At 60.9% G+C, this 12,810-nt stretch carries 13 protein-coding genes; 9 read left to right on the top strand and 4 right to left on the bottom strand.

The genetic code is table 11. The features are described 5' to 3' along the window. The first annotated feature begins 31 nt into the window (after positions 1-31). From J3A71_RS16645 to J3A71_RS16635, 3 genes are all read left to right on the top strand, one after another. Positions 32-1,489, top strand: coding sequence for a HAMP domain-containing sensor histidine kinase (locus tag J3A71_RS16645; RefSeq protein WP_096426023.1), 1,458 nt, complete (start codon positions 32-34; stop codon positions 1,487-1,489). 301 nt (positions 1,490-1,790) lie between these two features. Then, positions 1,791-3,284 carry a HAMP domain-containing sensor histidine kinase gene (locus tag J3A71_RS16640; protein WP_016486716.1) on the top strand — a complete coding sequence of 498 codons (1,494 nt, stop codon included), beginning with the start codon at positions 1,791-1,793 and terminating at the stop codon, positions 3,282-3,284. Further along, positions 3,253-4,680 carry a sigma-54 dependent transcriptional regulator gene (locus J3A71_RS16635; protein ID WP_209953050.1) on the top strand — a complete coding sequence of 476 codons (1,428 nt, stop codon included), beginning with the start codon at positions 3,253-3,255 and terminating at the stop codon, positions 4,678-4,680. The genes J3A71_RS16640 and J3A71_RS16635 overlap by 32 nt, the downstream gene beginning before the upstream one ends. Before the next feature lie 95 nt (positions 4,681-4,775). Here J3A71_RS16635 and J3A71_RS16630 read toward each other — a convergent pair whose 3' ends face one another. The 3 genes from J3A71_RS16630 to J3A71_RS16620 all read right to left on the bottom strand — a co-directional run bounded on the left by J3A71_RS16630 (position 4,776) and on the right by J3A71_RS16620 (position 7,164). Then, on the bottom strand, positions 4,776-5,078 hold the full coding sequence (locus tag J3A71_RS16630; protein WP_096426026.1) for a hypothetical protein: 303 nt from the start codon (positions 5,076-5,078) through the stop codon (positions 4,776-4,778). Between the two features lie 83 nt (positions 5,079-5,161). Beyond that, entirely contained in the window at positions 5,162-6,514 is a 1,353-nt protein-coding gene (locus tag J3A71_RS16625) for a GntP family permease (RefSeq protein ID WP_096426027.1), read from the bottom strand. Positions 6,515-6,624: 110 nt separating this feature from the next. Further along, positions 6,625-7,164: a gluconokinase gene (locus J3A71_RS16620; RefSeq protein WP_016486719.1), complete on the bottom strand. Its 540-nt coding sequence runs from the start codon at positions 7,162-7,164 to the stop codon at positions 6,625-6,627. A gap of 207 nt (positions 7,165-7,371) precedes the next feature. On the opposite strand from J3A71_RS16620, the gene J3A71_RS16615 reads away from it, so the two are divergent. The 6 genes from J3A71_RS16615 to J3A71_RS16590 all read left to right on the top strand — a co-directional run bounded on the left by J3A71_RS16615 (position 7,372) and on the right by J3A71_RS16590 (position 12,456). After that, positions 7,372-8,391 carry a LacI family DNA-binding transcriptional regulator gene (locus J3A71_RS16615; protein ID WP_016486720.1) on the top strand — a complete coding sequence of 340 codons (1,020 nt, stop codon included), beginning with the start codon at positions 7,372-7,374 and terminating at the stop codon, positions 8,389-8,391. Between the two features lie 247 nt (positions 8,392-8,638). Then, the gene (locus J3A71_RS16610; RefSeq protein WP_209953047.1) at positions 8,639-8,986 is read left to right on the top strand and encodes a hypothetical protein; all 348 of its coding nucleotides are present in this window, start codon (positions 8,639-8,641) and stop codon (positions 8,984-8,986) included. Positions 8,987-9,000: 14 nt separating this feature from the next. Then, a complete protein-coding gene (locus tag J3A71_RS16605; RefSeq protein ID WP_209953045.1) occupies positions 9,001-10,827 on the top strand; it encodes a primase-helicase family protein in 1,827 nt (608 codons plus the stop codon). Further along, entirely contained in the window at positions 10,820-11,347 is a 528-nt protein-coding gene (locus tag J3A71_RS16600; RefSeq protein WP_209953043.1) for a hypothetical protein, read from the top strand. The genes J3A71_RS16605 and J3A71_RS16600 overlap by 8 nt, the downstream gene beginning before the upstream one ends. Then, on the top strand, positions 11,340-11,543 hold the full coding sequence (locus J3A71_RS16595) for a hypothetical protein (protein WP_209953040.1): 204 nt from the start codon (positions 11,340-11,342) through the stop codon (positions 11,541-11,543). The genes J3A71_RS16600 and J3A71_RS16595 overlap by 8 nt, the downstream gene beginning before the upstream one ends. A gap of 79 nt (positions 11,544-11,622) precedes the next feature. Next, positions 11,623-12,456: a hypothetical protein gene (locus tag J3A71_RS16590; protein ID WP_209953038.1), complete on the top strand. Its 834-nt coding sequence runs from the start codon at positions 11,623-11,625 to the stop codon at positions 12,454-12,456. A 24-nt stretch (positions 12,457-12,480) separates the two neighbouring features. Here J3A71_RS16590 and J3A71_RS16585 read toward each other — a convergent pair whose 3' ends face one another. Beyond that, the gene (locus J3A71_RS16585) at positions 12,481-12,621 is read right to left on the bottom strand and encodes a hypothetical protein (protein WP_209953036.1); all 141 of its coding nucleotides are present in this window, start codon (positions 12,619-12,621) and stop codon (positions 12,481-12,483) included. Positions 12,622-12,810: the final 189 nt, after the last annotated feature.

Here is a 12,810-nt window from a genome sequence, read left to right as displayed (position 1 = left end):
CTTCTGAAGGTGCCCAGCTGTGGAGCCCACCATGGACATCGCCCCTCGTTCCGACGCCATAGAAGTGCCTGCCGGTAACGAACTGGCAGCCCCACGCAAGCCATTCAACCTGCTGCGCTGGTATGCCTGGGTCAGCCTGGCCATCATCGTTTCGGTGGCTGCCGGACTTGGGTTGATATCCAGCCGTTTCATCATTGATGAAAGCGTTGAGCGCGATGCCTTGCTCACGGCACAATTCATTACCTCTATCGCCGACGCCGAAGTGCGCCATGTGTCGATCCCCAACGTGCGCACCATGGGCGAGTTGCTGGACCCGCGCACCGACCCTGGCAACCTGCCGGACGTCGACCCGGATGCCCGGCGCAAGGCTCGCGGCGAGTTCCTCGACCACATCGCCCACCTGCCAGACATGCTGCTGGCCAACATCTATGCCCCGGACCTTACGGTGATCTGGTCCACCAACCCGGCGCTGATTGGCAAGCTGATTGATACTGACGACGACCTGGCGAGGGCGTTCGAGTACAAGATGCGGGTCTCGGCCAGCTACCACAACTTCGAACAGGCCCGTGCCGAGCAGAAATTCGTCACCCCGCCCGAGCAGCTGTTCATCGAAAACTACATTCCGCTGTTCGCTGCCGATGGCGAGCACGTCACGGCAATGGTCGAAATCTACAAAGAGCCCCATGACCTGATTGTGCGCATCGAGCATGGCCTGATACTGATCTGGCTGGCGATCACCGTCGGCGCCGCGCTGGTCTACGTCGGCCTGTACGGCATCATGCACCGCGCTGCACGGCTGCTGGCGGTGCAGCAGAAGCGGCTGATCAACAACGAAACCTATGTCGCGTTGGGGGAGGTGTCCTCGGCGGTGGCCCACAGCCTGCGCAACCCGCTGGCCAGTATCCGCTCCAGTGCCGAGTTGGCCCAAGCGTTCGACGAAGGCCCGGCGCAGCGCAATATCAACGACATCATCAGCCAGGTTGACCGGATGTCGCAGTGGATCCGCCAGATGCTGCAGTCGCTGCGTCCGCTGAACGATGAGGCGGTTGCGGTGGACTTGGCGCTGGCCTTGCAGGACAGCCTTCAAACCTACGCCGTGCCGCTGGCGCGTGGCGGGGTAAGCCTGGACCTGCAGCCGTTACCGGCGGTACAGGTATTGGGGCATCCGGCTTTACTGCGGCAGATATTCAGCAGTTTGATCGCCAATGCCCTCGAATCGATGGATCAGGGCGGACGTTTGCGTATCGAGGTGGTACGCCATGACCGGCGTGGCCTGACCTTGCGCCTGTCTGACAATGGCAGGGGCATGAACGAAGTGCAGCAGCGCATGGCCTTCAGGCCATTTTTTACCACCAAGCAAGGTGGGCTGGGGGTGGGCCTGGTGCTGGTGAAACGTATCATGGAGCGCTTCGGCGGCACCGTCAGGCTCAGCAGCAGTGAGGGCCATGGCACCCGGGTGTCGTTGAATTTCCGGTTGGTCAGAAATTAATGTTTTGCGCTAAGAATAGTTTCTAACACGTTGATATATATGAGATCAGTGGTTCCTGGGTACTTATTACCCAACTGTGGGGCCTTTTCTTGAAGTCGCATTTAACTATGCACCTTAAAGCATTGAAAACTATAGCTTTACGGTCCTCTGGGTTTGGCTGGCCAACTTCTTGCTTGGTGATGTGCGGAGCGCTACACACGACAAATGGCAGCCAGGGCTGCCCAGGTGGGGTGCTATCAACTGGCTGCTGCTGTTGGCCTTGATGCATTTCTGAACGGACGCACTGTGCGGGAACCACGCCATGCAGATGCTGGAAAACGATGTTCGCGACAAGGCCAGTGCGAGTGCCAGCGGTCTGGCCGTGCCCTTGCGTGAGTTCAACCTGCTGCGCTGGTTTTCAGTCATCAGCCTGTTGATCATCACTGCGGTGGCGGGCGGGCTGGGTTATGTGTCCACGCGCTTCGTGGTCCGCGATAGCGTGCAGCGTGATGCGATGCTGACCGCGCAGTTCATCCAGGCCATGGCCCAGGCCGAGGTCCGCCATTCGCAGTTGCCACCGGGCACCACCATGGGCGAACTGCTCGACCCGCGCCTGGACCAGCAGCACCTGCAGTTTGCCCCGGCGCTGGCCGAATCGACCCGGGTCGAATTTCTTGACCATGTCGAGCACCTGCCTGATATTTTGCTGGCCAATGTCTATGCCCGCGACCGCACCATCGTCTGGTCCACCAACGTCGAGCTTATCGGCAAGCGGATAGAGGCTGATGGCGATCTGGACCGTGCTTTCCATTCGCGCAGGGCGGTGTCGGCCAGCTATCACAAGGCTGAAGATGACCGCGAGGAGCAGAAGTTCCTGCGTGAACCGCGCTACCTGTTCATCGAGAACTACATCCCCCTGTTCGACAGCCAAGGTGAACAGGTGCTGGCCATGGTGGAGATCTACAAGGAGCCACAGGACCTGATACGGCGCATCCAGCGCGGCTATGTACTGATCTGGGCTTCGACCCTGGTGGGTGGAGCGCTGATCTACTTCGGGCTGTTCTGGATCGTACGCCGGGCGGCGCAGATGCTGCATCTGCAACAGGACCGGCTGGTGGCCAGCGAAACCTACGTGGCGCTGGGCGAGATGTCGTCTGCTGTGGCGCACAGCCTGCGCAACCCGTTGGCCAACATCCGCTCCAGCGCCGAACTGGCGCAGGAAATCGCCAACCCAGCGGCGCAGAAAAACATCACCGACATCATCAGCCAGGTCGACCGCATGTCGCGCTGGGTGCGCGACTTGCTGGTGTCGTTGCGCCCGGTCAGTGACGAGGCAGAGGCTGTGGACCTGGTGGCCGCCATCGAGGACACCCACCTGGCGTTCGTCCAGCAGATCGAGCGCAATGGTGTGCGCTTCCATTTCGAAGGGCCTGATCAGCAGTGGGTGGCCAGCCAGCCGCTGCAGCTCACGCAGATTCTCAACAGCCTGTTCTCCAATGCCCTGGAGGCCATGCCGGCGGGCGGCATGCTGACTGCCCAGGTCAACGTACAGGATGGCCAGCGTGCCGAGTTCGTGCTTACCGACACTGGCAAGGGCATGAGCCAACAGCAGGAGCGGATGGTGTTCAAGCCGTTCTTCACGACCAAGCAGGGTGGCCTCGGTGTAGGGCTGGCCCTGGTCAAGCGCATCATGGAACGGTTTGGCGGCTCGGTCAGCCTGAGCAGCCGCCAAGAGGAAGGAACCCGCGTCAGCCTTACATTCAATATCGCAGCGGGAGGGGAACATGGAGCACAGCATCCTGGTCGTCGAGGATGATGAAATCCTCGCTGACAACATTCGCACCTACCTCAGCCTCAAGGGCTTTGAAGTCACCGTGTGCCACAGCGCCGAGCTTGCGCTGGAGCAGATCAAGCGGGCTCAGCCCGACGCGGTGCTAACTGACAACTCGCTACCGGGCATGAGCGGCCACGACTTGCTGCGCAGCTTGGTGGCGCAGGTACCTGGCCTGAAAGTGATCATGATGACCGGCTACGGCAATGTCGAAGACGCCGTGCAGGCGATGAAGGAGGGTGCCTTCCATTACCTGACCAAGCCCGTGGTGCTCGCCGAGCTCAAATTGACCCTGGACAAGGCATTGGCGGCCGAACGCATGGAGCGCACGCTGTCGTTTTACCAGGAACGCGAGGCGCAGAAATCCGGGTTGCAGGCGTTGATCGGCGATTCGCCGGTAATGCTCACCCTCAAGCACACGTTGCAACAGGTGCTGGATGCCGAGCGGCGCATGGCCTGCGACGACCTGCCACCGGTGCTGGTCGAAGGCGAGACCGGCACCGGCAAGGAGCTGGTGGCGCGGGCCCTGCATTTTGACGGCTCTCGCAGCAAGGGGCCGTTCATCGAGTTCAACTGCGCCTCGATCCCTGCCAACTTGCTTGAGGCCGAGCTGTTCGGTCACGAGAAGGGCGCGTTCACTGATGCCAAGGAGCGGCGGCTGGGCCTGGTGGAGGCCGCAGACGGTGGCACGTTGTTCCTCGACGAGATTGGCGAGATGGACCTGGTGTTGCAGGCCAAGTTGCTCAAGCTGCTGGAAGATCGCAGTATCCGCCGGATTGGTGCGGTGAAGGAGCGCAAGGTTGACCTGCGGGTCATCAGCGCCACCAACTGCAACCTGGAGCAGATGGTGCAGCAGGGCAAGTTCCGCCGCGACTTGTTTTTCCGCCTGCGCATCATCGCCCTGAAGGTACCGCGCCTGTATGCCCGTGGTCAGGACATCCTGTTGCTGGCAAGGTATTTCCTGGCCCACCATGGCCGGCGTTATGGCAAGCCGAACCTGCGCTTTTCCGCCGAAGCCGAGAGCCTGATGCTGGGCTATAGCTGGCCCGGCAACGTCCGCGAGCTGCGCAATATGCTTGAGCAGACCGTGTTGCTGGCGCCGAATGAGGTGATACAGGCGCACCAGTTGAACCTGTGCATGACCTTGATTGACGAGCCATTGGTGCCGCAGCCGGCACCTGCGATGTTCGAAATGCCGCGGCACGAGCCGGAGCCAGGCACCAGCCTGCCGGACATGGAGCGCGACCTCGTGTGCAAGACGCTGGACCGTACGGACTGGAACGTGACCAAGTTAGCGCGGATGCTCGGGTTGTCACGGGACATGCTGCGTTACCGGATCGAGAAGCTGGGGCTGACACGCCCTGATAAACGCCAGTGGTAACAAACAGTCAATCTTACTCAACCGGGCGGGTGAACCCGCTCCCACAGGGAATACATAACCTGCAATGTCGAGCGGTGGCCCATTGAGTAGCGTACTCAGGGGGTACCTGTACGGGTGCCACTATTTCCCTGAGGACCGGTACCGTCCGAACCGCTGCCATCCATCCCCGGCAGATCGCGGTTGTCATTTTGCTTGGCCGGCGGGCTTTCTGGGTCGTTACCTTGAATGCGCGTGTCAGTATCCCGCGGCATGGGCTTTTCGATCGGGTTGAGGGTGCTATCCACGCCCGGCCGGGGTGCCGGGTTGTGCGGATCGTCAGGGTAGGTCGGGCCGGTGCCGACGGCGAAGGCCAGTGGCGAGGCGAGCAGGGCAATCAGCAGAATGCTTGAGCGGGGCATGACAGGCTCCTTGGCTTAGGGTAGGTCTGATATTTCCTTCGGCCCTACCCTGAGCAGCAAGGTGCCATTATCCCGATAAACGGTTACACCACCTGCGCCAACAACATGATGAAGATGATGCCAACCACCGAGAGGATGGTTTCCATCATGCTCCAGGTCTTGAAGGTTTCCGCTACAGTCATGTTGAAATACTGCTTCACCAGCCAGAAGCCGGCGTCGTTCACATGTGACAGGATCAACGAGCCCGCACCGGTGGCCAGCACCAGCAACTCACGGTTCACTCCCGGTACCAGGTCGATTACCGGTGCCACGATGCCCGCACCGGTAATGGTGGCGACCGTGGCGGAGCCAGTAGCGATGCGGATTACCGCTGCCACCAGCCAGGCCAGCATGACGGGCGAAATCTCCGCCTGCACGGCCATTTGCCCGATCACGTTGCCGACACCGGTGTCCACCAGCATCTGCTTGAAGCCGCCGCCTGCACCCACGATCAGCACGATGGCCGCCGTGGGGGCCAGGCTCTGGTCGAGCATTTTCATGATCTGCTGGCGGTTGAAGCCGCGGGCAGAACCAAACGTGTAAAAGGCCAGCAGCAGGGCCGCGAGCAGGGCAGTGATGGGGTGGCCGATCAGGTCCATCCACTGGCGCACGATATGCTCGGCCGGCAACACCACGTCGGCGAAGGTCTTCAGCAGCATCAGCGCGACCGGCAGCAGCACCGTGATCAGGGTGATGCTGAAGCTTGGCAGGTTGCCCTGGTCGGACTCCTTGGCAATTTGGTCCATCAGTTCCTGGGACGGGTTGCCCGGGATGTAGCGGGAGATGAAGTTGCCGAACAGCGGACCGGCGATGATCGCGGTGGGCAGTGCGACGATCAGGCCGTAGAAGATGGTCTTGCCGATATCGGCGTGGAAAATGCCAATCGCCAGCAATGGGCCTGGGTGTGGCGGCACCAGGCCGTGCACCACCGAGAGGCCGGCCAGCAGCGGGATGCCGATTTTCACCAGCGACACCCCGGAGCGCCGGGCAACGATGAACACCAGCGGAATCAGCAGCACAAAGCCGATTTCAAAGAACAGCGGTATGCCCACCAGGAAGGCGGCGAACATCATCGCCCAATGCACGTTCTTCTTGCCGAAGGCGCGGATCAGGGTTTGCGCGATCTGGTCGGCCCCCCCAGAGTCGGCCATCAGCTTGCCCAGCATGGTGCCCAAGGCGAGCACGATGCCGACGAAGCCAAGCACACCGCCAAAACCATCCTGGAACGACTTCATGACCTTGGCCACCGGCATGCCGGAGGTCAGGCCAAGGAAGCCGGCCGCGAGGGTGAGGGCAACGAAGGGGTGCACTTTGAAGTGGGTGATCAGCAGGATCAGCCCGACGATGGTAACCAGCGCGTCGAGCAGCAGAAAGGTGTCAGTAGCCAGTCCGAACATGGTTTGAAGGCCTCGATCTTATCGTTGTTTTTGGCGTAGCGTCTTGGAACTATTCCCGCACCTGCGGGTCGAGGTAGCGCTGTCTTTGGTGAGCCGGGAAAACCGCGGGGTCAGGCGGTTTGCGCCAGGCCCTGCTCACCGGCGCGCTTTAGCCAGCGGTCTACCGCTTCGGCGAGCGCATCGATGGGCTGGGTGGCGTCCAGTGCCAGTGTGAGCGGCTCGCCATGTGGCGATTCGAGGGCAGCAAACTGGCTGTCGATGAGGCTGGCCGGCATGAAGTGCCCAGGGCGCGCCAGCACGCGTTTTTCGGCCTCGGCGGGCGACAGTTCGAGAAATACGAACACCAGCCCTGGCATGGCATCGCGCAGGGTATCGCGGTAGCGGCGCTTGAGCGCCGAGCAGGTCAGTATCGGGCGTTCCCCGGCCTGGGTGGTGGCCTGCAACTCCTGGCCTAGGCGCACCAGCCAGCCGGCACGGTCGCTGTCGTCCAGCGGGATGCCAGCGCTCATCTTGCGGATGTTTTCGGCAGGGTGAAAAGCGTCGCCTTCAATCAGGCGGCCGCCGCTTCTGGCAGCAATGGCAGCGCCGATGCAGCTTTTGCCGCAACCGGCCACGCCCATCACCACGATGGCGGACAGGGGAGAATTCATCAGTACCTCCTGCGGGGTGAGATAGCGCTGTCTCGTCGCCGACGAACAGCCACCTCCCCGGTGTTATTGGTCTTGTCCTTACGCAGTATGGACGCCTGGTAGCGAGCGCGCGGTGGCTGCCGCCAAAGATTACATTGCCTGCGTCCTGAGACAGCGCTACCTTAGTGGCCGTTCCCTCTCCTTGCAAGTAGTAAAATTACAACATCCATGACCCGCACCGGCTCCCGTACTACAGGTCGTCCAACCCTGGCAGAAGTTGCCAGGCTTTCCGGGGTTTCCCCCATCACCGCTTCGCGCGCCTTGCGCGGGGTCAGCACGGTTGCGCCAGAGCTGGTCGAGAAGGTCGTCGCTGCAGCGGCGAGCCTGGGCTATGTGGCCAACCCGGCAGCCCGCGCCTTGGCCTCGGCTCGCAGCCAGTCGGTGGTGGTGTTGATCCCGTCGCTGTCCAACCAGCTGTTCATCGACACCCTGGAAGCCATTCACGAGGTCATGCGCCCGCGTGGGCTCGAGGTGCTGATCGGCAACTATCACTACGACCTTGCCGAAGAAGAAAACCTGATCCGTAATTACCTGGCCTACCAGCCCTGCGGCATGCTGTTGACCGGTTTCGAGCGCAGCGACGCGGCGCGGCAGATGTTGACCGCCAGCGGTGTGCCGTGTGTGCACATGATGGAACTCAATGGCGAGCCAGGGGCATTGTCGGTCGGTTTTTCGCAGCAGCAGGCCGGGCGCGCCGCGGCCCGGCACTTGATCGAGCGCGGGCGCAAACGCCTGGCGTTCATTGCCGCGCAGCTCGACCCACGGGTGATGCAGCGGGCCGAAGGTTTCCGCCAGGCGTTGGCTGAGGCCGGTTTGCAGGCGGCCGAGCTGGAGGTACTGGCGCCGCAGCCTTCATCCATTGCCCTGGGCAGTGTGCTGTTCAGCCAGTTGCTGCAGCAGGCGCCAGATGTCGACGGTATCTTCTTCTGCAACGACGACCTGGCGCAGGGGGCGGTGCTGCAGGCATTGCGCCAAGGGGTGGAAGTGCCCCGCCAGGTGGCGATGGTGGGGTTCAACGACTTGCCGGCGTCGGCCCACATGGTGCCGCGCCTGACCTCGATTCGCACGCCCCGGGCAGCCGTTGGGCGTGGCGCGGCGCAGGCGCTGCTGGCATTGCTCGATGGCAAGCGGGTGGCGGATACGCAGCAGGATCTGGGCTTTGAGCTGATGGTGCGCGAGAGTTCGTAGCGGGAGCCCGTAGCTGTGCAGGCGTTCTGTCCTGTTAATGTAGTAATCCTAAAGTGATAGCACTGTGCTTGCACGGCGCCAACGGCGATCTATGCTCAGGACACCGCGCATAAAGGAGCCCGGCGTCATGTTCGATTTCCATCGCAACTGCGGCCGGAAAGCACATGACGCTCTAGAACAGTGCTTTCAAGGTTGGCCGCTCAAAGGAATATCCCACTAGGTATCCCAAAGCTGAGAGGTCAACGCCATGTCTGCCGCCCGCAATACAACCCCCGAAACCAGCCTCATCATGACCCGCGCCGAGTACAAAGCCCGGCTGCAGGAAGCCTTCGCGCCTGTTCGAGTCACTGACTATCTGCTCGACGCATGGATGGAACGCGGCTTCGCCCCTTGTGCTATCGCGTTGGGTGGCCTTCGTTCCAATGGCAAGGCCTGCCGTGCCGTCTGGTTGCGGGCAGATGTAGAAGCATTCCTGAACGGTCTAGCCTCGCAACCGCGCCTTGCAGCGCGGCTCACTGAGCGAGAAAGCACCGTGCAGCTGCGTGATCGACGGGCAAAGAAAACCCCGGCATGGATTCGAGCCAGCCAGGGTTAAGGGGAATTACCGTGATGAACAGTATATCAGGAACATCCAGCGCCAGCCTGCGCGCCGTGAACGCCGACATCGAACTGCTATCCCAAGGCGTTGACTTGAGGCTGGTGGCGAAACAGAGCGCGGGCGTTGCCAGCGTCCTGGTTGAGCAAACGCCCAGCAAGTCAATAACCAGCACAGCTGTGCTGCCAGAACCCACTGTGCCACCCGCCGCGTCGGTACATCAGGGAACCCCTGTACCGCCCTCGCTGGCCAGCCTGCTTAACGTTCAGTTCGGCGGCAACACCGCCACTGCAGCGCGCCAAGTGGAAGCACAGACGGCCAGCACACCGCCGCCAGCCGATGGCATCATCCTGAGCGGCGCAACCCTCCGGCAGGCAACGATCGGAGAACAGGCCCTGCTGGATTCCATGGCGCAGGCTGCAAGCGACTTCAACGGCTTAGACCCCCGCACCATGGAAGTGGAAGCGAAGCGAAATGGTATCTCTCCAGATTCTTGGCCACTACTCGAAGAGGTGTCCCGGCAGTTTGTAATGCTGACTGCCGGCAAGGCCTTCTGTGCCTATGAACGTGACACTGGTATCGAGCACAGCGAAGCGGGCTTCTCCCAGTTGGTAAGGAAGCGGCTGGGGCATCTGACGGTCGTTGATGATGAAGGAAAGGAGCAGCAAGGCCAGCTGGGCAAGGTGTGGTGGTATGGCGATTTCCACCACAAAAGAGTAGTTACCAGCGTTGTGATGGAGCCGACTGAGCTATCGGCTGTCGACGACGCGGAGCGCAGCCCGAACAAGCTCAACCGTTGGCACGCCTTGAAGGCCACAATGGCCACCCCTACTCAATCGGCCGCCCTGGAAGACATTCAGATCCTGCTCGACCACCTGATGTATCTCAGCGATGGCGACCAAGTAGGTGTGCTGTACTTCCTCAACTGGCTGGCGCAGCTGTACCAGACGCCGGGCATCAAAATTCCGTCAGCCGTCCTGATGTACAGCGAGTTCGGCGGGGTGGGTAAATCTATGTTGTACACCCTCCTGTCGCGGGTGTTCGGATCGCCTATGGTCGCCTGCTGCAAAGGTCGCGACTTGCAAAAAGGCTTTGACGACGTGGTGGAGCACAAGCGCTTGGTGTTCGTGAACGAAATGGCTAGGTCTGACAAGGCCGACAATTACGAGAACTTCAAAAGCAACGTATCCGAGCCAGAAGCGGCGTTCGAGGGCAAGGGCCGAGCAGCCCGGCATATCAGGAACATTACCCACTTCATCGTCACCACGAACCACAAAGACGCGCTGCCATTGATGAAGGGCGACCGCCGAATATGTGTGCTGATGTGCACTGCGGCGCGCAAGCCGGACGCCTACTACCAGAAGCTGATCCCCTGGATGGAGAACGAAGGGCCGGCCCTGCTAGCGGGTGTGCTGGTGCAATGGCAGTTCCCGGCTGGCTGGGACCCGTACGCGCCTGTGCCGCAAACAAAGGCGGCCAGGACACTGCAAGACGTGGCTCAGGGTGAACTGAAAACATTGGTTTCGGCAATGGTCGAGGCACACGAAGCGCCATTCGACAAAGACTTGATCAAGGTCGTCGACGCTTGCCGGATGCTGAACGCCACTCACAAAGACGTGCTCGCACGCCCGGCGAATCTGACCACCCTAGGCTCCGTGCTCAAGGATCTTGTAGGTGAGCCCATATCGTTGAGGGTGGGGACAGCACCTCCAGCCTATTTCTATTGCTTGCGCAACGCCGAGCAGTGGAAGGCTGCTAGCCCAGCACAGCGGCATGACCACTGCCATACCGGCAAGCGCATATTCCCGGTCCAACCTGATGAGGTGGCAAGCAATGAGTAGCTTTACAAGCACTGCGTCGATACCTCCGCCATTGCTTCCCACGGTGCCGCTGTTCGACAGGTTTGGGAAACCCATCAAGTCGGTTGACCCCTCGAAGCGCCTGGCCGATGAGCACCGCCGCAAAGTACGTGCAGCGCGCCAGGCGGCCGAGCTCGAGCTTATTGAGTGGTCGCAGATCCTGCACCGCAAGCTGCTTGATCGGGCACTGGACCCCAAGACCGACCCCAAACTGGCGACCGACATTTCGTTCAGGCTGATCGACCGGGGTATCGGCAAGGTCCGCGAAGTCGAGTCGGAAACGGCCGAAGACAAGCGCCGTAGCCTCGACCCCAACAACATTCTCGATGTGCTGGCAGCTCTGTCCACGCAAGCCATGGCATCGCAGCAACAGCAGCGCCTGGAGCGCGACGTTTCAAGCCAGACCGTCACCACCGACCAACAGGCTATCGACTTACTCGAGCAGATCGAGCGGGAGCGCGGCCAGGTGATCGACCACGAAGAGGAAGACGAAAATGACTGACCGACCAATCACCGTTGAACGCGTCCGGGCACTGGCTGCCATCGCACGCAACCCGGCGCGCCCGCCTGAAATTCGACTGCGGGCAGCGGGCGACATTCTCGACATGGCCGACCCTGATTACGTGGCTGCCCTGGCCCGGCCGCTGGCGCCCGAGGCACAAGCCACTCACGACAAGATGACGAAACAGGAGCCGTGATTTCCCTTCGCACATCGGCGCCGCTATGATCGCTGGCTGTTGGCCACTGGTCTGGTGGCGTTGAGTGTGAGGGGTTGTGATGGTCGTGTGGGAATCAGTCGGCGGGGTGTTTTGGCGTACGCCGCCTACACCCGTTGTTGTACCAGAGGAAGTGGCGCCGTTCCCTGTATCCACATTCATTTACTGTGGCTTGCTGTTGGCCGTGGTCGTTCCAGTCCTACTCCGGCACATATCGACATTGGTACGTCCTGAGGGCCTGGACCTGCGCAGGCATCTTGGCTTAATCGGTTTCATGCTGACCTTGGCTTACTTTGCGGTAATCCTGCCGTTGATCTGGGGGCGCTTAGGCACGCTAGGTACGATGCCCCTCAACGAAGTGGGCGATTTCTTGGCCGGTGCATTTGGGCCAGTAGCGTTCTCTTGGGTAGTCCTAGGTTTTGTGCAACAGGGCGAAGAAATTCGGATGCAGTCTCTGGAAAGCAAGAAGGCTGAGATGCGCGAAGAGATCATGGCCAAGATAGCCGTGGAACAGGCAGAAGCGCAGCGCATGGCCATGGAGAAAGAGCACAAGCGCCGGGAGCGTGAAATTTCAGCAGATTTTGCAGTCAGCATTCGTGGTGTAAGCAATGGCACGCATGGTATGGTGGTCAACAAGATCAGACTTAAAAACAGAGGACATCGAGCACTAAATGTTGTATTCGGATTGGGTGAGCCTTACATAGATTGCGACGTGATTAGCGTCGGACATATGGACCGCAACGGCGAGGTGGATAAGGAAGTAGTCCTGCCCCTCACCACTGGCCCGGTTGAGGGTAAGCTCATTCTGAGCTATTACGACGTGGACGATAACGAGAGGGTGGAGACGTTCAGATACACCGTCGAGAATAGCCGAGCGGAGTTCACCAAGGATTGAGGGGCCTGACGGCCCCTCGCTCTTTCACTTGCCACGCTTCCCTTTGTCAGTGCCAAAGCCGGTATCGCTGCTGGCTTTGCCGTCCTGATGCAGCCCGGATTGAGGGAAGTACTGCTCCCTGCTCGGGGCAGGGGTGTGCGTGGTACCGTCGCGTTTGTCGATCATTTCATCACCTCCACATGTGCCGGGATGGCACGGTTACTCTTCGTCATTCGGCAGTGATGCGCCGGGCGGTAACCCGAACAGCTCGGCGCGCAGATCCTGCTCCAGCACATCGACCCTGCTACGGCGCTCCAGCGCCCATATACTGGCCTGCATCCCACGCAGCGCCGCCCGGCGCCGGGCTTTAACAGC

It is taken from the genome of Pseudomonas sp. PvP089, from assembly GCF_017875165.1.
Classification (GTDB): Bacteria; Pseudomonadota; Gammaproteobacteria; order Pseudomonadales; family Pseudomonadaceae; genus Aquipseudomonas; species Aquipseudomonas fortuita.
Note: the sequence above shows the minus strand (reverse complement) of the source record. Positions and strands in the feature narration are given on the sequence as shown.

Coding starts and splice junctions, on each gene's coding strand:
- J3A71_RS16615 (WP_016486720.1), top strand. CDS start 7,372: ATGACCCGCACCGGCTCCCGTACTACAGGTCGTCCAACCCTGGCAGAA.
- J3A71_RS16590 (WP_209953038.1), top strand. CDS start 11,623: ATGGTCGTGTGGGAATCAGTCGGCGGGGTGTTTTGGCGTACGCCGCCT.
- J3A71_RS16645 (WP_096426023.1), top strand. CDS start 32: ATGGACATCGCCCCTCGTTCCGACGCCATAGAAGTGCCTGCCGGTAAC.
- J3A71_RS16595 (WP_209953040.1), top strand. CDS start 11,340: ATGACTGACCGACCAATCACCGTTGAACGCGTCCGGGCACTGGCTGCC.
- J3A71_RS16625 (WP_096426027.1), bottom strand. CDS start 6,514: ATGTTCGGACTGGCTACTGACACCTTTCTGCTGCTCGACGCGCTGGTT.
- J3A71_RS16630 (WP_096426026.1), bottom strand. CDS start 5,078: ATGCCCCGCTCAAGCATTCTGCTGATTGCCCTGCTCGCCTCGCCACTG.
- J3A71_RS16605 (WP_209953045.1), top strand. CDS start 9,001: ATGAACAGTATATCAGGAACATCCAGCGCCAGCCTGCGCGCCGTGAAC.
- J3A71_RS16640 (WP_016486716.1), top strand. CDS start 1,791: ATGCAGATGCTGGAAAACGATGTTCGCGACAAGGCCAGTGCGAGTGCC.
- J3A71_RS16600 (WP_209953043.1), top strand. CDS start 10,820: ATGAGTAGCTTTACAAGCACTGCGTCGATACCTCCGCCATTGCTTCCC.
- J3A71_RS16585 (WP_209953036.1), bottom strand. CDS start 12,621: ATGATCGACAAACGCGACGGTACCACGCACACCCCTGCCCCGAGCAGG.
- J3A71_RS16635 (WP_209953050.1), top strand. CDS start 3,253: ATGGAGCACAGCATCCTGGTCGTCGAGGATGATGAAATCCTCGCTGAC.
- J3A71_RS16610 (WP_209953047.1), top strand. CDS start 8,639: ATGTCTGCCGCCCGCAATACAACCCCCGAAACCAGCCTCATCATGACC.
- J3A71_RS16620 (WP_016486719.1), bottom strand. CDS start 7,164: ATGAATTCTCCCCTGTCCGCCATCGTGGTGATGGGCGTGGCCGGTTGC.